Source organism: Rhodococcus sp. YL-1 (genome assembly GCF_001942025.1).
In the GTDB taxonomy this organism is placed as follows: Bacteria; Actinomycetota; Actinomycetes; order Mycobacteriales; family Mycobacteriaceae; genus Rhodococcus_F; species Rhodococcus_F qingshengii.
In genome coordinates, this window is record NZ_CP017304.1 from 256,016 (window position 1) to 276,494 (window position 20,479).

Consider the following 20,479-nt stretch of genomic DNA (forward strand, 5'->3'; position numbering starts at 1 on the left):
TGGCCTCATCGCCCTCTACTCGGGAGGGTTGCGGATCTAAAAACTAAGATCCATAGTAGTTGAGTTGAAGGTTGACTGATCGTGCAACAGTTGGCCGAGTGCGACGGCGTTGGCAGATTTTCGTGGGACTCGTCAGACCAGTGTCGACCAGTAGTCCCAGAATGCGCTGAGAATCATGCTCGCGACGGACACGATCCAGATAGTAAGCACGAGAGTGTGTTTCTCGGTGCCGACGGTCACGATTCGCGAGGAGGTCGACGCGCTACGAGCACCTAGATGCAAAATGGCATACCAGAGGGCTGTCATCGTCACCACCCACACGACCATGCAGTACGGGCACAGTGCCTGGATTCTGTACAGGCTTTGGAAAATCAGCCAGTGAACCAGCACCGCTCCGGTGAGCAAGCCGATGACGATACAGCGCCAATACCACTGAGGTAGTGCCTTTGCGGCGGTGAGGGTCACGATTCCCGTGGTCAGTAGGACGGTGAACCCGACTATACCGAGGATCGAATTCGGGAAACCGAAGATCGAGGCTTGTGGAGAACTCATCACCGATCCACAACTGAGGACGGGGTTGATGCTGCAGGACGGGCGATATGAGGGATCCGCGAGAAGCTGAAACTTCTCGATAGTCAGTATCAGAGACGCCGCCAAGCCGAGAGCGCCTGCTGCAGTGAGAATCCATCCGACGACATAGGGGGAGCACACTTTCGGGGCCGAGTCGACAGTCGGAGGTATACCAGTGTCGACGTGGGCACCGCGTGCTCCCGTTGATGTCATTGGGCCAGCGCTGCGTCGATGCGAGCGGTGAGATCGTCATATGTCGGCATGGACGGCAACTGGACGCCGTTGAGGAACAGCGTCGGTGTGCCCTGCACGCCCAGGTCGATACCTTCGTTGAAGTCCCCTTCGACACGCTCTGCGACTGCGGGATCATTCATATCTGCTTCGAAGGTCGCCATGTCGAGTCCCAGATCCTGGGCGAACGTACGGAAGAGGGCTACTTGAGATTCGGACGACTCGCCCCACTGGGTCTGCGTGTCGTACATTCGCTGGTACATCTCCACGAACTTCCCTTGCCTGGACGACGCTTCGACGACTCGCGCCGCGAGTCGACTGTTCGTGTGACTGGGAATGGGGAAGTACCGTACACCGAACGTGATGCGGTCAGCGTACTCAGCACGTATCCGCTCCATCGTCGGATACATCGCCAGGCATGCCTCGCACTCGAAGTCGAGGAATTCGACCAGAACGACATCGTTGTCCGGCGCAGAGGAAAGTAGATGCGTGTCGTCGCGAAGAACCGATGCGTCCGAAGCGCTGGCGCTGTTTGTCTCCCTCCCGCTGCGGTTGCCGAGCAACAGCGCGCCGAGGACGACAGCGAAGACAGCTATCAGGGCTATCGAGAATTTCGCGTTGGTGGTCAACTTCATGGATCCGCCTACCTGGTCGGTGTTCGTCGATGCGTGCAACCTTCCGGCCACCACACAGCCCTGAATACTATGCAACATAGTAGTCGGAGGTATTGTCTCAGCGAAGTGCGGTGTGCATCGATCGCCGGACTCCGCACCTCGATGGTGTGAGCCGAGTAGGAGGAACAGATTTTGAGGCGTGCAATGGTTGTGCTGCTGGTGGCTGCGGGGTGTGCGCTCATAAGCGCAGGCACCGCGCAAGCACACAGTGCACTGGTCGGATCGACTCCATCCGCCGACGCAGTTCTCGACACTGCGCCGAGTTCGGTGGAATTGGTTTTCAATCAGGAGATTCAGACGAGTTTCGCGAACGTGACCGTCAGTGCGGCCGACGGGACGCAGGTCGGAGCCGGGGAGCCGTCGGTGCAGGGAGAGCGCGTTTCTCTCGTGACGACCGGTCAGATGTCGTCTGGCACTTACACCGTTGGTTACCGGGTGATCTCTGAGGACGGACACCCGATCACGGGGTCGTACTCCTTCACCTTGAACGCGGCGAAGAACAATGCGGCGCCGCTTCCCGGAGGTGCAACACCTCCGGCAACTGTTGCGCCGTCGGCGGCGACCGCCGATGCCGACTCCGACGACGGATCCCCACTGTTGTTGCCGATTCTCGGTGGCGCAGTGGCAATCCTGTTCGTGATCGGGATGGTCATCGTTCTCCGCGGAGACAAGCGCTCGAAGCGCTGAGATGTTACAACACAGTACGAGCGGGGAGGGACCACGTAGGTGATGGACTGGATACGTTTACCCGAGGCCGTGCCTTCGTTCGGAGCAATGGTGGGGTGGGCGCCGCAGCCGCTCCCGGTCCTACCACTGATCGGAGTCCTACTGGCAGCGTGGTATGGCTGGGGTGTCTACCGGGTGACGTCTTCCGGTCGGGTGTGGCCGTGGACGAGGACGGCCAGCTTCCTCTTCGGCTGTATATTGCTGATCCTGGTCACGGGGCTCGCCGTCGAGGGCTACGGGTACGAACTCTTCAGTATCTGGATGTTCCAGCATTTGACCTTGTCGATGGCGATTCCACCACTGCTCGTTCTCGGCAGCCCAGGTCTTCTCCTGCTGCGCTCCACCCCTCACACAGGGTGGGGAATTCCGATCCTCAAGCTGGCATTGACGGCACTCAGAAGCCGGACGGCGAAGATTCTGCTACACCCCGGCGTCACGATTCCACTGTTCCTGTTCAGCTACTACGGCATCTACCTCTCGCCGGTATTCGACCTGGTGGCGTCGTCCTGGGTCGGTCACACAGGCCTGGAGCTCTTCTTCCTGGCCACTGGAGTGTTGTTCATCGTTCCGGTGCTCTCATCTGGGCCGTTGCCCGTCAAGCAAAGCAACCTGGGTCGATGTTTCGACCTCTTCGTCGAAATGCCTCTCCATGTTTTCATCGGCGTGATCCTGATGATGGCAACCTCGCCACTCCTGAGTACCTTCACCAATCCGCCGGCGTCCTGGAACGTCGATCTGATGGCCGATCAACAAATGGCGGGGGCTTTGGCATGGTCGTACGGAGAACCCGTCGCGTTGATCATCATGGTGGTTTTCGCGATGAGGTGGAATCGCGACGAGACCCGCACCAACGCCGCCGTCGACAAAAAGGCCGCCAGGGACGGTGACGTCGACCTCGAGGCCTACAACGAATTCCTCAAAACCCTTCCCCGTCGATGACTGCTCTCGGCATCTCGATGATCGGGTTCGGCGGATGCGACGGTGTGTGAGATGAGTGGTCAGTTCATCGGGATCGGTTGGGCACCTCTCACTGCGAGCAGTTCTCGCAATGCGGTCGATTCGGCCTGCTGTGTAGCGGCGATCTGTCGAGCAAGATTTGTCACGACGGGGAGATCGGCATTGTCAGCGGCGTATTGGGCCATCGGAATTCCCCCTTGATGGTGGCGCAACAGTAATTGCAAATAGCGAATCTCAAATGCCGGTCCGGTCAGGGTGCGTAGTTCCGCGAGTTCGGCGGGAGAAGCCATTCCCGGCATCGCGACTGATTCAGTTACGCCGGAATCACTTTGTCCGGTGCTCATGCCGGGCATCGAGTGATTCATCGCCGAGGAAGTTGAGGGCATCCACTCCATATACTCGCCCGTGCTCCGGGCGGGTCGATCCCAGAGGGACAGCCACCCCTGCATCATTCCTATCTGACTTTGCTGAGTAGTGACGACGTCGTACGCGAGCGTACGGATAGCGGGGTCGGCAGTGTTCACCAATGCGAGGGACGACATCTCGACCGCTTGCCCGTGGTGAACCGACATGTCCTGCGCGAAGCCGACCTCCACTGCGCCGACGGCTGGGACCCCCTGCGAGGTGTTCTCGATCCGCCCCTTTGCCCACAGGCCGATGATGATTCCGATCAACAGAGCGATGACAATACCGACCACCAACACTGCGGCCGGCGTGGCATGGCGTTTGCCCGATGAATCGGATACCGACTCGGATTGAATCGATACCGCCTCGTGTTCAACCATTTTCGCGACTCCTCGTGATCGCCGGCGCAGGTGGGGTCGTTGCTGCGGGAAGACCAGTGGCTGACTGCTCCGACGCTGCGGGAATCGCGTCAGGGCCTGGCGGAGATGCGTCGAAGGGGAAAGGAGCGTTCGGGTCGAATCCTCCCGGGACCGTTGCACAGCTGGCACCGGCCTCTGGATGGGTGTTCGGGTTCTGTTTGAGGGCGGTGATGAATTTTGCGATACGGGGGTCGTCGACGCTGTCGACTTTGAGTTGGTGCCCCCACGACTGAATCGAAACGGGGGAATCGATGCCAGGGAACGGTGACATCAGGGAATACGGCTTACCGTTGACTTGGGAGGTAAGGGCGTCGACGTCGGACGGATTCAACGAGTCGGGGTTGTAGGCAATCCAGACCGCACCGTGCTCGAGTGAATGCACCGCATTCTCAGTGCGTATCGGCTCCGGGTAGACGATGCCTGTGCATGTCGCCCAGTACTGATCGTGCGCTCCTCCCAAGGGGGGAGTTTGATCGTATGCAACGCGCTGAGGCGCTTGAATATGATTGCCGGCCGCGTATTCGATTTCGGTTACCCCTTCGATGGACAGCGAGGGGTCCGGGTTGTCCGCGCTCGGAGCGTATTTTTGTGCTTCGGTCCTCTCGATGGCCTTGGGCACCATGTTGTAGGCGATGACCGAGACCAGGCCGGCGATAATCAGGACTGCGATCGATATCGACCACGGAAAACTTCGGCCACCGGGCACCCCACCGCCGCGGGGGCGGGGTGTGTTCTTCTTGCGGTTCTTCGACATTGGTGGACTCGTTCCCTTGCGCGCTGGCACCGACACTGAATTACTATCAATCATAGTAATTCATGGTTTCGTTCTTCTGCCGAGACAGAAGCGGTACGCGCCCCCGAAGAGAGATGCGGCAGCGAGAGAAAGGACGATCACCGCCAGGGCGATCTCGGGAACCGCGCCCAGACGTGTTGCCGGTGTGAGATCGGAACGCAGGGCGATCTCGTCGGTCAATGCCTGTGCTGTGAAGATCTCGCTCTGTTGGCGTACCTCTCCCGTCGGCGTGATGATCGCACTGACACCGCTGGTCGCGGCGATCAACACAGTGCGACCGTGCTCGACTGCCCGCACCCGCGACATGGCCAATTGCTGAAAGGTCATCTCCGTCCGGCCGAAGGTCGCATTGTTGGTGGGAACCGCGATGACGGTGGCTCCCGCCTGGACCGACTCGGTCACCAGATCGTCGAAGGCCACCTCGTAACACGTGGCAACAGCTACCTGAACTCCGTTGAGGTCGACGACACCGTTCCCATTCCCGGCAACGAAATTGCCCGCAGAATCGGCGTACGACGACACTGCACGAATGATCGGTCGGAGCGGCAGGTACTCCCCGAACGGCACGAGTTGTCGTTTGATGTGTTGCTGGCCAGGGCCATCCGTGGGATCCCACACCATGACACTGTTGATCGATGTGCTCGCTTCACCTACGAGAACCGTACCGACCAGGATTGGTGCCCCGATCGAACGGGCTGCTCGGTCCAGTCGCTCTGCCGCATCCCGATTCACCAAAGGATCTATATCCGAAGCATTTTCGGGCCAGATAACAAGCCGTGGCCGGGCTGCGCGACCCGCCGCGACATCGGCAGCGAGCTGCTCGGTGCGGGCAACATGATTATCGAGCACCGCTCGGCGTTGGGCGTTGAAATCGAGGCCGAGTCGCGGCACGTTGCCCTGAACGACGGCAGCAGTGACGACCTCGTCAGGGGCGGCACCGGGAGAACTTGTCACCAATGCACTCACAAAGATGAGGACGACGGCAACGCCACCCTTCGCCAATGCTTGCCATCGAACACGGGAGGGTCCGGCCAGTGACCAGGCGATGAGAGTTCCGGTCAGTGCAGTCACGAAGGAAAGACCTGGCGCCCCTGCGATCGAAGCCAACGGCAGCAGCGGACTGTCCGCCTGCCCGAAGGCCAAACGCCCCCACGGGAAACCGCCGAACGGAATTCGGCTACGAAGTGCTTCGGCGGTGACCCATGCACCCGCAATCCACACCGGGGAAAGGGGAGCGCGACCGACGGCCACTGCCAGTACGCCGAACACGCCGAACGCGAGCGCTTCAATCGCCGCCAACGCCAACCAAGGCGTTGCACCGACATACGCTCCGACCCACGGCAGCAAGGGAACGAAGAATCCCAGTCCCGCGGCATAGCCGAATCCGAAACCCGCACGGAGACTGCGACCCTGGAGAACGGCGGTCAGCAGGGCGATGGCGACAGGGGCCAGAAACCACAGCGTGCGCGGCGGAAAACTGAGAAATAGCAGCCACCCAGCGCCCACCGAAAGCGCGAGACGCAAAGCGTTCCCACCGTAAAGCCGTTTGGGGCGACCACTCTTCAGGCATGCATCGAGTTCACCGTCGGCAGTGAGTGCACGTTCGGACGAAGGGACCCTCACAGGCCCGCTCCCGTAGAAGGAGAACTGTGCTGGTCCGTCCACAATTTCTCACAAAGATCGTCGAATTCGCCGCCCCACCCTGCATGATCGGTCCTCGCGAGGCCTCCGAGTTCGAGATCGACCTGCTCCGGTGCTGCCCCCGGGCGTAAACGGATCCACACGCGCCGCCTCCTGATCACGAGCGAGGTCAGAAGTCCGAGCATCATCGTGATCGCAAAGACGAGAACCCACTGTTGCGCAGGGTCGTACGACACCTGTAGATTGGCGAATTCCTTGGCCCCGTCGAACCGAACCTGTGTTCCGTCAGAGAGAGTCCGCGTCTCTCCCGGTCGAAGGTTCACACGATCTTGTTTGACCAGCCTTCCTTGGTTGATCATCTCCGTATTCAACGAGAAGATCGATTGCGGAATGCCGGTATCCAGACCCGTATCGCCCTTGTAGATGTCGATCGCGACCGCAGGATCACGTGCGTCGGGAAACGACGAAGTCAGGAGCGTCCCACTGAAGGCCGCGGTCGGCGCGAAGAGTCCCTCGATGGCAATCTGATTCTTCCGGCGCTCGTTCGGATCGGGGAACGAACCGCCGGGTGGATCGAAACGCAACGCCCCACTGCTGAGAAACGTCACCGCGTCGTCCGGTTGAAACTGCATTGTCTCGGTACGGGACTGGCCATCGGGGAAAGTGACGGTGAACTGCGGCGCGTACCCGTGGCCGGTCAGATAGACGCGGGCGCCATCGGTACGCAACGGTTCGTTGACTCGAAGACGGTAGTCCTTCCACGTATTGGTCGCGATGTCCTGCCCGCTCTGGTATGAGATGTTGGAGGTGAACATTTCGGCCTGACCAGTATCGAGATAGTCCGCGGAAAAATCGTTGACCTTGATGCAGAACGGTGCGAGACCAGTTCCGTCAGTTGCACTTCCAGCGCGAAATGAGTCGTACACAGCGGGTGAGGTGTTGCAGAATCCAGGACCACCGTCGGCAATGACGATGACCGAACCCTCGTACCCCACCAGCTTGCCGATGGCGACGGTGACGAGCAACCCGATCAACGAGAAGTGGAAAACCAGATTCCCGGCCTCGCGCAGATATCCCTTCTCCGCCGAAACCGATACTCCGGAATCATTTTCGGGATTGACTGCGATGCGCCAACCCTTGAGAGACCGGCGCACTCTCGTCAAGGCCTCGTCGTGAGAGATATCTACCTCGCCGCGGAAATGGTGCGGCAACCGGGACAGATTCCGAGGTGCCCGCACAGGCTGGCTCCTGAGTGCGCCGAGATGCGCCCGCAAGCGTGGAAACAGGCAGCCGATGAGAGAGAGAAACAGGAGAACGTAGATTGCGGTGAACCAGAAACTGGAAAAGACGTCGAACAACTCCAGCTTGTCGAACAGTGGGCCAAGGGTTGGTTGGGCCGCAATGTACTGGGACACTTTCTGCACGTTGAGATTTCGCTGAGGCAGCATTGCTCCGGGGAGTGCTGCCAGCGCCAAGAGGAACAGGAGCACGAGCGCGGTACTCATCGACGTCAATCTGCGCCAGTACTGGCGCAGCATTCGAATGCTTTCTCGGATAATCAGTCTCGGGAGGCGACGGATGCGAGCTCCCGTGGGGACACTCTCTGTCATATCGGCAACACGACCGAACTGACAAACTCGTTGCGCAACCAGCCGATGAACACGCCCCACACACCGGTGACCAGTGCCAGACCGACAGCGACGAGCATTATTCCGCCGACGATCTGAATCGTTCGTGAATGGCGTTTGAGCCATCCGACGCCTCGGAGCGCTTTCACCGACCCGAACGCCAGCACGATAAACGGTAATCCAAGTCCTAGACAGTAGGCGACGATCAGCAGCACCCCGCGCGCTGCCGTCGTGCCTTGAGTTCCGGCCGCCACCGAAAGAACCCCTGCGAGAGTGGGGCCGAGACATGGTGTCCAGCCCAACGCGAACACGCCCCCCAACAAAGGTGCGCCGGCAAGGGAGGAGATTCGTCGCGGCGCGAATCGTGCGTCTTTCTGCAGGGCAGGAATAAGGCCGATGAATGTCAACCCCATCACGATGGTGATCACCCCGCCCACACGTTGGAGCAGCGCTTCGTTGATGCGCAGGGTGCTGATCACGCCGAATACCGATGCGGTGGCGAAAACGAACACCACCGTGAATCCCGCGACGAACATCGTTGCCGCGCCTGTCACCCGCCATCTGCCTGCTGCGGGTCTCGTGGTCGCGTCTTCAGGGGTCACCGCCGGAGAATCAGCTCCGGAAATGCCGGCTAGATACGACAGGTATCCGGGAACCAGTGGCACCACGCACGGTGAGGCGAAAGAGACCAGACCGGCCAAAACGCACGCCGCTACGGCGAGCAGCAACGGACCGCTCGAGGCGGCGGTCTGGAAGCTGGACCCGATGCCTTGGGCAAAGTCGTTCACCGTTCGGCCGCCACACGCTCGATGACAGGCTGTAGATCCTCAGTGAGAAGTGCACGAAGGAACACTGCGGCGACGCGATGCTGACGATCCAACACCAACGTGGAGGGAATCACGCTCGTCGGATAGTTTCCGCCGAGCGCTATCAAGGTCCTCATCGACGGGTCGTAGATCGAGGGGTAGCTCACGTTGTTGTCGACGACGAAGTCCTGAGCTTTGTCACGTTGAGGATCTCGAACATTGATCCCGAGAAACTGAACGCCGAGGTCTTTGGTTGCTTCGTAGGCGCGTTCGAGATCGTCGGCCTCGGAGCGGCATGGGGCGCACCATTGTCCCCACAGATTGATCACGACGATCTGATCTGCGTAGTCAGTCAGTGAGATATCGTTACCGTCGGTCATAAGGTCAGGCCCGGCCAATGCGCCGATTCTATTTCGCGACTCGGGTGGGTCGTACAAGATATCGGTTTGCCCCCCAGGCGAGACGAAATCGAAGTTCGCACCCGAAGCGACCGCGTCGGTACCGCTCGCGCACCCACTTGCGGCGACGACCACCGCGGTGAGGATAGCAATGAGTGAGAGGGGATGGGCATGCGCTCGGGGGGTGCGGTGCATCCGTTGTCGCGTGGGTGTGGGGACTGTCATTTCATCAACTCACTTACGGCGGAGCGTATTTGGTCCGTGTTTTCGAAAACCATGGGGGCTGTGACCTGGTCGACGGACCCGTCACGTTGGACGAGGAAGCTCAGCGGCAGAACTGGCGGCGCCGACAGTGCAATTCCGACGTCGTCGATGGCGGCGAACGAGGGATAGCGCACGCCGGCGTCCGTGAGAAGTGCTAGTGCTGCTGACATGTCGTCCTGGACATTGACGCCGACCACACGGATGGCGCCGGGGCTGCCTGCGTAATCGTTCAGAACCGGGATCTCCGATCGACACGGCCCACACCACGAAGCCCAGAGATTGATCAAGGTGGGTTCCCCGGACAGCGCTGCGCCGAGGTCGACTTCAGTGCTCTCGCCAAGACACGTCGCTTTGATTCCCCGGAGTTTTCCGTTCACGGGCGGTGCCGCCGGGGCCGCAGGGCAGGAAACCTTCGCTGCTGCGGTCGCAGATGTGAAGCTCGGGTCGAGAGCTTCGCCGTCGTCTTGGGATGCGGCCGGGGGCATTTGCGGTCGGGTTGGGGAGTGGGATTCGGTTGGTTCGGATCGAGGCCAGATTGCCACGACAAGGAGGGCGATCACGGCCAAGAAGAACATGAGCCATCGCGACCGTGCCTGCATACACTTCCTCCAAGTATGGTGCGGCGAATCGGGGAACAACACTGAACTACTATTGTGCATAGTAGCTATATTGGTTCTTCCACCGGCCCTCGCTCAGCAGCGGCAGGGGCCCGAGTCCAACTATTGAATCGAGCACTGTGAAACGTCAATCCGCCCCGGAGGGTCGTCCCAGCTCGTCGGCCCGCCCCGAAATTCCAGCACTGGATTCACATCAAGGGCCGCCGACGCGAATGACACGAATCGCACGGTCGAAGCTTGTGCGATTGATGGTGTACTACACCGCAGCTCGACTCGCCCTGATCGCTGGGCTCGCAGTGATCGTCATGGGAATCAACGCCGTATTCGACCTCGAAATCCCCGGCGCTTTGTCACTGTTCGGGGCCTTGCTGCTCGGATTCGCCATCTCTGCGATCGCATTCCGATCGTTGCGACGCCGGATCAACGACGAGGTGATGGTCGTAGATGAGAGGCGTCGCGCGTCGCGCACCGCGTGAAGAAGTTTCCCGCGGCCACGCCGGCATAGATGAAGCCTCCTTCATCCCCCGGTGTCACCCGGGAAGGGGCTAGGTCGCGGCGATCGCTGCTGCCGAAGCCGAATTCGGAGCAGCAGTCAACGACTGTCCACGTTGGTCAATCCATTCCGAATGCTCTCCTCAGCGCCGACACAGTAGGAGCGCCGTCGACAGCGCCCGCGGCATCGCGATAGAGCCTGCAGGACACGCTCGGGATCTGATTTGACTCGGCTAAGGGATCGTGGCCGTCGACGAGCAACGTCGGAGACCCGGCCATACCCGCGAGTGCTGCTGATTGGGAATCCTCGATGACCAGGTGGCGCAGTTCCCATTCGATCGATACACCCGCGAGAGCTTGCTCGATTCGTTGTTCGAGGAGCGGCACGTTGGGGCAGTCCAGGACTTGCAAAATTTCGAGTTGAATCATGGTGTTCCTTCGTCGGTGTGCAATGTCTGGAGCATGGGGCAGTGCCGGTCAGCTCGCGGTAGTGCACAGGTGGAAGCGAATTCGGTCAATGAGGCCCGCATGCATTGCAGATCTCGGATCTTTTCGTCGAGCTCGGCGATCTTCTTCTGGGCGAGTCTCCGCGCTGCGTCGCAATCGTCCGGTCCGCCACCGTAGAGGTGGAGAAGTTCGTTGATCTCCTCGAGGCTGAAGCCGTGTTCCTGGGTGCGTTTGACGAACCGGATAATCTCGACCGCCTCATCCCGGATATGAGCGGTATCCCGAGGCGGATCGTGGAGGCTGCTGCAGGAGTCCGCGCCGTTCGTAGTACCGCAACGTCTGCACATTCACCCGTGAGGGTGGCCAGTTCACTGCTACGCATGTTGCCATTGTGAACCCTGTACCCGGCTACGGAGTCAAGTTGTTCTGCCCGGCGGCAGGACATCGTCGACGGTGACCACGCCGACGACTGGGATTGTCGCGAGTTTATAGTCGGCCATCAGTACCACGACCACGACGAGGAAGCGCAGCATCCGAACCCGCGAGCCCTGCGATCGGTGCTGAATCTCCGACTACCACCGCACGCAGGCAAACCTGCTGCAGCGTCCGCGGGACGTTCCGGTCCGCACCGCGATCGGCGCGATGGTCATCGCGTTCTACCTGGTCTGACGATCCCCTGCGTCAACGACATCATTGCGTACAAGTTCAACATCTCGCTGAACGCGATGATGTGGATCGGCCGAATCGGCATGGTGCTGCTGCCCCCCGATCGCGTTCTTCGTCACCTACCGGTTCTGCCTGGGTCTGCGGCGCAGCGACCGTGAGGTTCTCGAGCACGGCATCGAGACCGGCATCCCGCGTGGTGGTGACTCCCGAGCTGCTGGTACTCGCACTCTCATTTGGCTGCGGCTCGGCATCCTATCGGCTGCCGAGTTGAATAGCCTTGACCACGAGAAGTATCGCGCCGATGACGAGGTAGCCCCGCAAGGCCAGCATGCCCAGTTTCGTTCCGGAGGACCACACGACCGGTTCGAGCAGCGTCAGCGGCGGCATCCGCCACTGCATCTTTGCCTCTCGCCCGACGTCAGGGGGCAGAGCGGTGACTACGCCGCGGCGCCGGTCGAGCCACCGCACGCCAACTGTTGCGACGATGCCAGCGACGACCAACGCTATCCCTAGGTATATTGAGGCGGTCACCACGTTGAGGTCGGGAAAAACGGTGGTGGCCATGAGGATTCCCGAGAGCATCAGCAGGACCGCGACGATCAGCCCGGCGACGAGGTTGAGCCAGCGCGGATTAATCCAGGGTCCGAGTACTTGCCGGTCGTTGCACAGCAGCAACAGGAACACGCTCGCGCTGGGCAGGAGCAGTCCGGCAAGAGCCTGCACGGCGGTAGTGATCAGTCCAAGCGGTGCGCCGGGGATCAGCACGATCCCCGCGGCAAGGAGGACCATGGCACCGTATGAGAGGTAGAAGGGTTTGGCCTCCTTGAACCCTCGGTGTAGCGAGTGGCTGATCCCGAACACGTCACCGAAGGCGTAGCTGGTCGACAGAGTGACCGCAGCGGCACCGATGATCGAGGCGTCGAGAAGCACGATCGCGAAGATCGGGCCGAGGACGGAACCATTCGCGCTGAGTAGGCGCGCGATGTCGCCGGCGTCCACGAATTCTCCGACACTGCCAGTTGAGCGGGCGGCGTAGTCGGCGGTCATCATCAATGCCGCTGCGCCGGCGACGACGACCAGCGCCCCGAGGACGGTGTCGGCTCGTTCGTAGCTGATGAACCGCGGGGTGATCCGTTTGTCGATGATGTTGGACTGTTGGAAGAACAGTTGCCACGGCGCGACAGTGGTGCCGACGATTGCGATAATCAACAACACCGCGTCCGAGGTGATCCCGCCTCGGACGCCCGGAATCGCGAAGTCTCGGGCAGCGCGACCCCAGTCTGGGTGTGAGAGCAGCAGCATCGGGATCTGTACCGCCGTGACGGCGATGAAGACGAACATCGCACGTTCCCAGCGGCGGAAGCTGCCGGTGGCCATGATCGCGATCAACGCGACCGCAGCGGTCGGCACGACGATGTACCGTGAGACGCCGAAGTAGCTGGCGGCCAGTGAAACTCCGATGAACTCGGCGACGATGGTCAGGAAGTTCAATACGAACAGATCGCCGACCGAGAACCAGCCCCACCCGCGGCCGAAGCGCTCGTTTATCAGCCGGGCATGCCCCACCCCGGTCACCGCCCCGAGTCGGACAACCATCTCCTGGTTGACGATCAGCACTGGAATCAACAATAGCAACACCCAAAGCAGCGAGTACCCGTAGTTCTGGCCGGCCTGCGCGTAGGTGGCAACACCGCCGGCGTCGTTGTCACCGACCATGACGATGAGGCCAGGCCCGACGATCGCCAACATGGTCAGCATCCGAGCCTTGAAAGTGCGGCGAGATTCCTTGTCGGACAAACTGATTCTTCCGAGCGCCCCCTCGATGTCGCCGAGGTGCGCGGAATCGAGGACTGCGGACGGTCGCGGTTCAGGCATACCGACAGGCGTATGTGCCGGGGTGGCGTCGGTGATCTCGGGTTCAGCCACGGTCATCACCGCCTGGATCTGTGGAGGTGGTGTTGGTCGTAGGGTGGTCGGTGGCGCGCTCGACGATGGGCCTCGGTGCAGGTTCTCGCCGTCGCCAGTCGTCGGGGATGGAGGCCTCGAGGACATCGTCGACGGTGACCACGCCGACGACGTGGTCGGCATCGTCGACGACTGGGATCGTCGCGAGGTTATAGTCGGCCATCAGCACCGCCACCTCGGTTAGGTCCGCCACGGGGGTCACGCGCACAGGGTCGGTGTCCATGATGTCGACGATCGGGGTCACCGACTCCGATTGCAGCAGCCGGATGACCGACGCCACCCCGATCAGCCGGCCGGCGTCGGTGAGCACGTGCACCTTCAGCAGAGCCTCGGGCTGCATGGACCGTGCTGCTGAGATTGCCGACAGGGCCTGCGCCGCAGTGGCGGTGGCGGCGCAGGAGATGACGTCGACGCTCATCAGGCCGCCGGCGCTGGACGAATTGAACCCCATTAGTGTGATCACCTTCGTGCGTTGGCCGGCCGGCATCAGATCGAGCACTCGTCGACGGCGGGACTGTCGTAACTCTGCGACTGCGTCGGCGGCGTCGTCTGCGCGCATGAGACCAAGCACACCGGCCACCTCGACGTCGCTCATGTCGGCGAGCAGCTTGTTGGCCTTGCCCGGGTCGAGCTCTTCGAAAACGTCCGCCTCAAGCTCGGGGTCGGTGTGGACGCGGTCAAGGATTTCCCCACCCTCGCGCTTGTCTGCGCCCTCGAGCAGATCTGCAATCTGCGCCGGTTTAAGGGTGCCGACTCGCCCGCCGACCCGCCGCACTACCATGCTGTGTTTGTGGCCGATCAAGGGTTCGAACGCTTTCCAATCCCGACTGGCGTGTCCTCCATGGGATTTGATTAAGCCGAAGAACCGGGCCGGGCGGCGAGTGTCGAGCCGTGCGAGTACCCACCCGTGACCGGGGTTCTCGAGTTCGATGTCGTAGGCGTGCACCAGCTCCGCGGCCGGGACGTCGATCAGCCGATGGCCAAGGACGTCGGAACGCAGCAGTACCTCGCCCTCGCGGCGCTCGAACCCGCGCAGGTCCACCTTGTTCTGCGCCAGCATCACCCGGTCCCCGTCGAGGTGCTCGATCCGTTCGACAGAAACGTACACTCGCCGACCACCGACATTGACTACCAGCCCGGATACCGTCGGGTAGGTGTCCACGCCGAGCAATCGCACGATCAGATCGTCTAGGGCGCCGACGATGTCCCCATTCCGTGCGATCACTGGTCGCTTCAGTAGCTGTGAGAGATGGATCACCGGATGCGTGGGGGCTCCGTCGGTCGCTGACTCGGTCATCGGCACTCCTCGCGTCGGTGGGTGGTGGGACGAGCCACGCAGGATGCGCACACTCGCGCGACGGCTATTGATGTCCGATTGAAAGGTCGGTGGACGGACAAGCGTGGCCTAAGTTCGGCGCGGCTCGGTCAGTTGCGACTCAGTTCGCCGGTGACGACGCATCTGCATGGTTGAAACTCGCGACCAAAACTTCAAGCACGCCACCTTCTCGCTTCGCGGACAAGCCTTCCCGCTCCGGTATTGTTACATGCGCACCTATGCATGTAAAGTCCGGTTTGGGAGCCGTTTGGGGCGACTCTCAAGCTCGGCGACTTCTGGCGTAGCGGTTCGGGTTGTGAGGTTGTCGGAGCAGAGGCTCAATGCGGATGCACGGTCGACCCCGCCTTTGGTGAGCGTATTCATACATCCGCCCATCTATCGCGCACGTGGTCCAGTGCACCTAGAAGCGTTGCCGTGAGCGCGAAGTCGCGTCCCCGGAGGGTCGGTCAGCAGATCAATGCGTCAACGTGTTCGCTCGGTGACATGGCAATGTTCGTTGCGTCAGCGAGCCCTTGCGCCCTGAGGGGTTTGGCATATCACTCAGCGCCGCGGAACGCGGTATCCGACGGCAGCCTCATTTTCCGGGTGACTCCCCGTTGAGCCACACAACATTGACTACTATCGGGCATAGTAGTCAATATGTGCCCTCGCCGACCTCTACGGGCATGCTGATCTGAACGGACGACTGATCGAAACCGCAGTGCGCCGAGGTCGGGCAATGACGCGTACGGCGGGTCCGGCGCATCCCAGACGGAATTGTAGGTTGTGCGATTCTGCCAAGTCTGCGGCACGGATTAATGGACCACGAATGACGTACGAGTAGTAGAAACTCGCTGGACGGGTGCGGCCGCATCTGATCTGAGAACCCGGATGGCTCAGGAGAGGACCCACCGTGCCCATCAACCAAACCATTGCCAGGCTGAGTGACCTGTCGTTCCAGTCGGCCTTCGCCGTGTATCTGTTAGCCCTCGTGTTGCTGATCTGGCACTACGCCGCGACACGCACCGACCACGTCCACCGGTTCGAGTTGGGGAGCAGGAAGCTTGTGGCGGCAGGGGGAGTCTCGGCGCCGTCGCCGGAAGTGCCCGGACGGATCGTTTCGGCTCCGCCGAAGCCAGTGCCCGAGCGTCTCGGCAACATGGGTGCCGCGGTTCTCGTCGTGGGCTTGGGACTGCACCTTGTGTCGATCGTGTTGCGTGGCTTCGCAACCGGACGTTTCCCGTTGGGCAACATGTACGAGTTCGTCACCATGGCCACCGCGGCCGCAACGGCGACTGGCATCGTGTTTCTGCGTGGGCAGACATACCGCGCGATGTGGGTTTTTCTTCTGGCGCCGGTCCTAATCCTGATGTTCGTTGCGGCAACCCTGCTCTACGCCGACGCAGCGCCTGTCGTTCCGGCTCTGCAGTCCTACTGGCTTCCGATCCATGTCACAATCGTCAGCATCGGCAGCGGCGTCTTCCTGGTTTCCGGCGTGGCCAGCCTCGCGTTCCTACTACGGATCCGACAGCCCGCCGGCGCGGAGCGCCGCGGGCCTGTAGGTTCGATGGCTCGTCGTTTGCCCGACGCCCAGACACTCGACCGGTTGGCCTACAGAACCGTCATCGTCGGCTTCCCTCTCTTTGGTATCGGAGTCATCCTCGGCGCGATCTGGGCGGAGGCAGCCTGGGGTCGGTTCTGGGGGTGGGATCCCAAAGAGACGATGTCGTTTATCGCCTGGGTGATTTACGCCGCCTACCTCCACGCCCGAGCGACCGCAGGTTGGCGCGAGACCAAAGCCGCTTGGATAAACATCGCAGGATTCGTCTCGATGCTGTTCAATCTGTTCATCATCAACATGGTCGTGTCCGGATTGCACTCCTACGCCGGTCTGAGCTGAGCGATTCGTGATCGAATTGAAGCTCGACGGGCACGTCCACGGTGGCGTTCGAAGCGAAGACAACGTATGAGTGCCCAAAGAATGATCTTCGTAGGCTACGTCGCGGGGCGCGACTGGTGCGTTCGAGGCGGCGGGGGGTTCCTTCGTGTCTTGCCTTCCTGCTGCTTGTTTGAATGCAGTCACGGGTTTGGTTATAGGTTATTCGGGTGAGGGCGTGACGGAAGGCGAGGTTCGAGTGCCGGTGGAGGGTGGTCTTACTGCTGGAAGCCGGTGGGATTCGCCGACTCGGCGGATTTGTCAGAACTGCCCCTGCTCGGTAGTTGTCGCGAGTATGCCCTGGGTGCTGGTGAGCCGTACGGAACCTGGGGTGGCATGACCGAAGCCGATCGAAAGCTGGGATCATCCTTTGACCCCGTCGGAGACAGGTGTGTAATTGTCCCGTGGGTCAACCGCAAATCCACGTTGCGAAGTCCGCTCGGCCGGGGAATGGTCTTCGAGATTCTCTTGCGGCGCCGCTGTATCAAGGAGGCGATTCGATGACGAATGACGAGGCGCCTCTGTCGGTTTACCGAATGACGGGCGATGACCTGGTCGCGGAGTACCAATACTTGTACGACAGGTTTGATCGCCACACCCCGAATCAAAAGGCGCGGTTCTACTATGTGAACGGGGAAATGAAAGCTCGTGGGCTCGAACATGGCATGCCAACTCCCGCTGCGCGCGATCACGACGATGCCTGGGATGGAGAGATCCGAGATTCGCGTGTTACGCGAATAACTGCACTGCATGGCTTCCCGGTCGATTTTACGGTGTCGAATCGGTGCGCAATACACACTCATCAAGGGCCTGGGATCAACGAGCACTGAGGCGGTCGCTGAAACCACTCACGCCCGCGGACTCAGGCGTTTGACGGATCACGGTGATGCTCCCTCTTCGGGTGTGGTGTCATCAGGTTCTCCTGACTGTATTGCGTAGAGGTTCGGCTTGCACTGGACTGCTTTTCGGCGGCTAGCGCACAGATAATCGAAGTTACAGATTGGAAAACTTGCGCTGCAGGCGTAGCACCGACCGTCTTGACTTTGCGACACGGCGAAAAATGCTGTGGTGGCATGGAGTTCGCTTTCGGACTGATCTCGTGAGGTCCTCCGTGCCGTTCGTGGTTCTCTGGCCGAGATCGACGAGTGAGAGCGAGCTTTCGGTGCAACTGCGAGATTGGGCCGTGCATCATTGCAGGACCATATGTGCTCTACCCAACCGATGGGGCGCTGACGCCGGGAGGGCAGTCTCGACGACCATACAAGGCAGAGGACCGATGAGACCGGTAGATGCCGGCGCCCGCTCCCGGACGTGTACGACTAGGCCGTACGCTTCGCGGGCGGTCGAGGTGAGGTTTGTCCTGTTTGCCGTGGTGCTTTGCCCCACTCTCCTCATTTCGGAAAATGCTGCCATGCACTCGCGAGTGAAACGCGACGCGATCGCACGGGTACGTGCTGAGCACACGTCGACACCATCAATCCATGTCTGCCACCATGGGGGTCGCGTAGACGAGTGTGTGTTCTAGGCGTTGCCCCCGGCCAGGCGTTGCGGCAAGATCGAAGGTTCCTAGGCGCTGTCCGGGGTGAAATTCTTCTGTACCCATGTTTTCGGCGGCCGAGCGAGGGTATGTGTTTTCGCCAGTTGGGGGGACACAGTTCCACCGTGGTTCACCAGGTCAGGGTGAGACGTCCGACCTGATGGGCCGTGCGGCCCGGTGTCAGGGTCGACGGGCGCGCAGTCAGAGGCGGCCCACCGAATTTTCGGCCTGCGCGACATCGCGTTCGGTGGGCCGAGTGCAACGCCACGTCGGGATGGTGCTGCATTGATCGACTGTAGCGAAAGCATTGTCTGCGTTCGACTCCTGACGTTTCCGCTCGGACAGATCCGCCCTGTGAAGATGCAGTCCGCGAAGGTGGGTGTGGTGGCGTAGCGGAGAGTATTGGGGGAGGGGTGATGTCGGAGGTGCTGGGCGTATTCGGGTGATGCGCCGGGTCCGCTTTCTTGCTGTTGAAGTTCGGTGTTGATGCGGCGGGCTTCCGCGAGTTGGTCTTCGAGGAAGATAATGCCTCACGCCTCGTAGAGGGCGGTGCCGGCGGCGACCAGTTTGGGCCGTTCAGTAGTAGACATCGCATCGTCGACACAAATGGTGTGACGAGATCGGTGAATCGTGGTGGGCGACAGCATCCTCGGCGGCAACGACGAAGTAATCGGTAGTGCCGGTCTTTACATAGACGTCACCGAAACGCTCGACCGCATGGGTCAGGGAGTCGGTCGACGAGTTGGTCGATGAGATCAGTAGCTCCCGTGGAGCGATCGAGCAGGCCAAAGTGATGCTGATGATCGTGTACGGAATTTCCGCGGAGCGGGCCTTCGACATTCTCATCTGGCGCTTGGAGCAGAAGAACGTCAAACTCCGCCAGGTGTCCGAGCAGTTGAGCGCCCGTGTTCGCGCAGACTTCGCTCTACTCGGTGGGTTGCGTTCGCAATTCGATCAGCTGCTGCTCGGTTTGTGACCGATGACAGACTGAATCGCGTTGTGGTCGGCACCTGCGGCTGACTGCTTAACCACAGGCACCTCGCCGACAGCACCCATTACGGCTGTCGGCTTCAATCCATTTCTACCCGTCACCGGCGGGCACAGAAACGGTATTGCCCGGACGGAGGCCGAGAAGAGGCGCAATGGACCCGATGCCCCGGATCGAACTGAAGACGAAACAACCGCTGGGTACACATCTAGGGTGATGAGATGCGCACACATTTCGCCGACAGCCTCGACGACCTCTCGTGTGGCCTGGCGTCGATGTGCGGGCTCACCGTGACAGCGATGTCGGAGGCAACGGCAGCCCTCCTCGATGCCGACCTTCGCACCGCCGAGCGAGTACTCGACGCGAACACCGACCTCGAGCGGGCCGCCTCCGACTGGGAACACAAGTCATTCTCACTTCTCGCCTTACAAGCCCCTGTGGCACATGACCTCCGATTTACCGTTGGCGGTTTGCACATCGCCGCAAGTCTGCAACGTATGGGCGCACTGGCCGTCCACATCGCCAAGATCGCGCGCCTGCGCCACCCGACGTCGGCCGTACCGCCCGAAGCGCGGGCAGTCGTAGCGGACATGGGAAGGACAGCAGTGGCTCGGGCGACCGAAACCCAGGTAATACTGCGGCACGTCGATTCTGCTCACGCGCAAGAGCTTGTGGCCGCCGACACGGTCATGGACGAACTGCACCGGCGCCTGTTCACCGTCACCCAAGCCCAACAATGGCCGCACGGAGTGCAAGCTGCTGTCGACATCACCCTGCTCGGACGGTTCTACGAACGATTCTGCGACCACACTGTGGAAATCGGACGACGCATCATCTTCCTCGAAACCGGTCGACTCCCCGCCCGACCCGACGCGCTCCTTCCGTAGGTTGAAGCTTGCCGGGATGTCAGGAGGGGAGATGACGCATTCCGGCCCCGATGTGGAAGCCGGCTGTCTGGTCAGTCGGAAGACGTGGACAGTGTGATGAGATCCGATTTGGTGTTG

22 protein-coding genes and 1 pseudogene are annotated in these 20,479 nt (G+C 61.0%); 9 read left to right on the top strand and 14 right to left on the bottom strand.

Features of this window, described 5'->3' with window-relative positions:
• Window positions 1–132: 132 nt before the first annotated feature.
• Both BH682_RS35205 and BH682_RS35210 read right to left on the bottom strand, forming a co-directional pair.
• Complete coding sequence (locus BH682_RS35205) at window positions 133–783, bottom strand: vitamin K epoxide reductase family protein (RefSeq protein ID WP_052959927.1); 651 nt, start codon at window positions 781–783, stop codon at window positions 133–135.
• Complete coding sequence (locus BH682_RS35210) at window positions 780–1,436, bottom strand: DsbA family protein (RefSeq protein WP_047270652.1); 657 nt, start codon at window positions 1,434–1,436, stop codon at window positions 780–782. Before BH682_RS35210 ends, BH682_RS35205 begins: the two co-directional genes overlap by 4 nt.
• Before the next feature lie 183 nt (window positions 1,437–1,619).
• On the opposite strand from BH682_RS35210, the gene BH682_RS35215 reads away from it, so the two are divergent.
• Both BH682_RS35215 and BH682_RS35220 read left to right on the top strand, forming a co-directional pair.
• Window positions 1,620–2,162: a copper resistance CopC family protein gene (locus BH682_RS35215; protein WP_223304457.1), complete on the top strand. Its 543-nt coding sequence runs from the start codon at window positions 1,620–1,622 to the stop codon at window positions 2,160–2,162.
• 42 nt (window positions 2,163–2,204) lie between these two features.
• Window positions 2,205–3,140 carry a cytochrome c oxidase assembly protein gene (locus tag BH682_RS35220; RefSeq protein ID WP_054827426.1) on the top strand — a complete coding sequence of 312 codons (936 nt, stop codon included), beginning with the start codon at window positions 2,205–2,207 and terminating at the stop codon, window positions 3,138–3,140.
• Between the two features lie 59 nt (window positions 3,141–3,199).
• Here the strand turns inward: BH682_RS35220 and BH682_RS35225 are convergent, their stop codons facing one another.
• The 7 genes from BH682_RS35225 to BH682_RS35255 are packed head-to-tail and all read right to left on the bottom strand — an operon-like array spanning window position 3,200 to window position 10,111.
• Window positions 3,200–3,943: a DUF305 domain-containing protein gene (locus BH682_RS35225; RefSeq protein ID WP_064113085.1), complete on the bottom strand. Its 744-nt coding sequence runs from the start codon at window positions 3,941–3,943 to the stop codon at window positions 3,200–3,202.
• On the bottom strand, window positions 3,936–4,736 hold the full coding sequence (locus tag BH682_RS35230) for a DUF3105 domain-containing protein (protein ID WP_047270598.1): 801 nt from the start codon (window positions 4,734–4,736) through the stop codon (window positions 3,936–3,938). Before BH682_RS35230 ends, BH682_RS35225 begins: the two co-directional genes overlap by 8 nt.
• 60 nt (window positions 4,737–4,796) lie before the next feature.
• Complete coding sequence (gene lnt / locus BH682_RS35235; protein WP_054827437.1) at window positions 4,797–6,398, bottom strand: apolipoprotein N-acyltransferase; 1,602 nt, start codon at window positions 6,396–6,398, stop codon at window positions 4,797–4,799.
• A complete protein-coding gene (locus BH682_RS35240) occupies window positions 6,395–8,026 on the bottom strand; it encodes a cytochrome c biogenesis protein ResB (protein ID WP_054827427.1) in 1,632 nt (543 codons plus the stop codon). Before BH682_RS35240 ends, lnt begins: the two co-directional genes overlap by 4 nt.
• Window positions 8,023–8,832: a cytochrome c biogenesis CcdA family protein gene (locus tag BH682_RS35245; protein WP_047270602.1), complete on the bottom strand. Its 810-nt coding sequence runs from the start codon at window positions 8,830–8,832 to the stop codon at window positions 8,023–8,025. The genes BH682_RS35240 and BH682_RS35245 overlap by 4 nt, the downstream gene beginning before the upstream one ends.
• Window positions 8,829–9,443 carry a TlpA disulfide reductase family protein gene (locus BH682_RS35250; RefSeq protein WP_047270604.1) on the bottom strand — a complete coding sequence of 205 codons (615 nt, stop codon included), beginning with the start codon at window positions 9,441–9,443 and terminating at the stop codon, window positions 8,829–8,831. Before BH682_RS35250 ends, BH682_RS35245 begins: the two co-directional genes overlap by 4 nt.
• Window positions 9,444–9,469: 26 nt before the next feature.
• Window positions 9,470–10,111: a TlpA family protein disulfide reductase gene (locus BH682_RS35255; RefSeq protein ID WP_047270605.1), complete on the bottom strand. Its 642-nt coding sequence runs from the start codon at window positions 10,109–10,111 to the stop codon at window positions 9,470–9,472.
• A gap of 230 nt (window positions 10,112–10,341) precedes the next feature.
• Here BH682_RS35255 and BH682_RS35260 point away from each other — a divergent pair, with 230 nt between their 5' ends.
• Window positions 10,342–10,605 carry a DUF4229 domain-containing protein gene (locus BH682_RS35260; protein ID WP_080961187.1) on the top strand — a complete coding sequence of 88 codons (264 nt, stop codon included), beginning with the start codon at window positions 10,342–10,344 and terminating at the stop codon, window positions 10,603–10,605.
• Window positions 10,606–10,741: 136 nt separating this feature from the next.
• Here BH682_RS35260 and BH682_RS35265 read toward each other — a convergent pair whose 3' ends face one another.
• Genes BH682_RS35265 through BH682_RS37255 form a run of 3 tightly spaced genes read right to left on the bottom strand, consistent with a single transcriptional unit; the run spans window position 10,742 to window position 11,458 of the window.
• The gene (locus tag BH682_RS35265) at window positions 10,742–11,050 is read right to left on the bottom strand and encodes a hypothetical protein (protein ID WP_047270607.1); all 309 of its coding nucleotides are present in this window, start codon (window positions 11,048–11,050) and stop codon (window positions 10,742–10,744) included.
• Entirely contained in the window at window positions 11,047–11,337 is a 291-nt protein-coding gene (locus BH682_RS35270) for a MerR family DNA-binding protein (RefSeq protein WP_223304461.1), read from the bottom strand. The genes BH682_RS35265 and BH682_RS35270 overlap by 4 nt, the downstream gene beginning before the upstream one ends.
• On the bottom strand, window positions 11,327–11,458 hold the full coding sequence (locus BH682_RS37255) for a MerR family DNA-binding transcriptional regulator (protein ID WP_223304459.1): 132 nt from the start codon (window positions 11,456–11,458) through the stop codon (window positions 11,327–11,329). The genes BH682_RS35270 and BH682_RS37255 overlap by 11 nt, the downstream gene beginning before the upstream one ends.
• A gap of 201 nt (window positions 11,459–11,659) precedes the next feature.
• Between BH682_RS37255 and BH682_RS35275 the strand changes: the two are divergent.
• Window positions 11,660–11,923: pseudogene (locus BH682_RS35275) on the top strand (cytochrome b); the annotation flags it as partial.
• A gap of 63 nt (window positions 11,924–11,986) precedes the next feature.
• Here BH682_RS35275 and BH682_RS35280 read toward each other — a convergent pair.
• Window positions 11,987–13,609, bottom strand: coding sequence for an Nramp family divalent metal transporter (locus tag BH682_RS35280; RefSeq protein ID WP_047270656.1), 1,623 nt, complete (start codon window positions 13,607–13,609; stop codon window positions 11,987–11,989).
• A 43-nt stretch (window positions 13,610–13,652) separates the two neighbouring features.
• Window positions 13,653–14,996: a magnesium transporter MgtE N-terminal domain-containing protein gene (locus tag BH682_RS35285; protein WP_047270613.1), complete on the bottom strand. Its 1,344-nt coding sequence runs from the start codon at window positions 14,994–14,996 to the stop codon at window positions 13,653–13,655.
• Between the two features lie 931 nt (window positions 14,997–15,927).
• Here BH682_RS35285 and ccsB point away from each other — a divergent pair.
• The 5 genes from ccsB to phoU all read left to right on the top strand — a co-directional run bounded on the left by ccsB (window position 15,928) and on the right by phoU (window position 20,362).
• Window positions 15,928–16,914, top strand: coding sequence for a c-type cytochrome biogenesis protein CcsB (gene ccsB / locus BH682_RS35290; RefSeq protein WP_047270614.1), 987 nt, complete (start codon window positions 15,928–15,930; stop codon window positions 16,912–16,914).
• Between the two features lie 270 nt (window positions 16,915–17,184).
• Window positions 17,185–17,454, top strand: a complete 270-nt coding sequence (locus BH682_RS35295) for a WhiB family transcriptional regulator (RefSeq protein ID WP_052959928.1) — start codon at window positions 17,185–17,187, stop codon at window positions 17,452–17,454.
• Window positions 17,451–17,780, top strand: coding sequence for a hypothetical protein (locus tag BH682_RS35300; protein ID WP_054827429.1), 330 nt, complete (start codon window positions 17,451–17,453; stop codon window positions 17,778–17,780). Before BH682_RS35295 ends, BH682_RS35300 begins: the two co-directional genes overlap by 4 nt.
• 1,506 nt (window positions 17,781–19,286) lie before the next feature.
• The gene (locus BH682_RS37005; protein WP_232354283.1) at window positions 19,287–19,463 is read left to right on the top strand and encodes an ANTAR domain-containing protein; all 177 of its coding nucleotides are present in this window, start codon (window positions 19,287–19,289) and stop codon (window positions 19,461–19,463) included.
• 233 nt (window positions 19,464–19,696) lie between these two features.
• Entirely contained in the window at window positions 19,697–20,362 is a 666-nt protein-coding gene (phoU, locus tag BH682_RS35315) for a phosphate signaling complex protein PhoU (protein WP_047270619.1), read from the top strand.
• Window positions 20,363–20,479 lie beyond the last annotated feature (117 nt).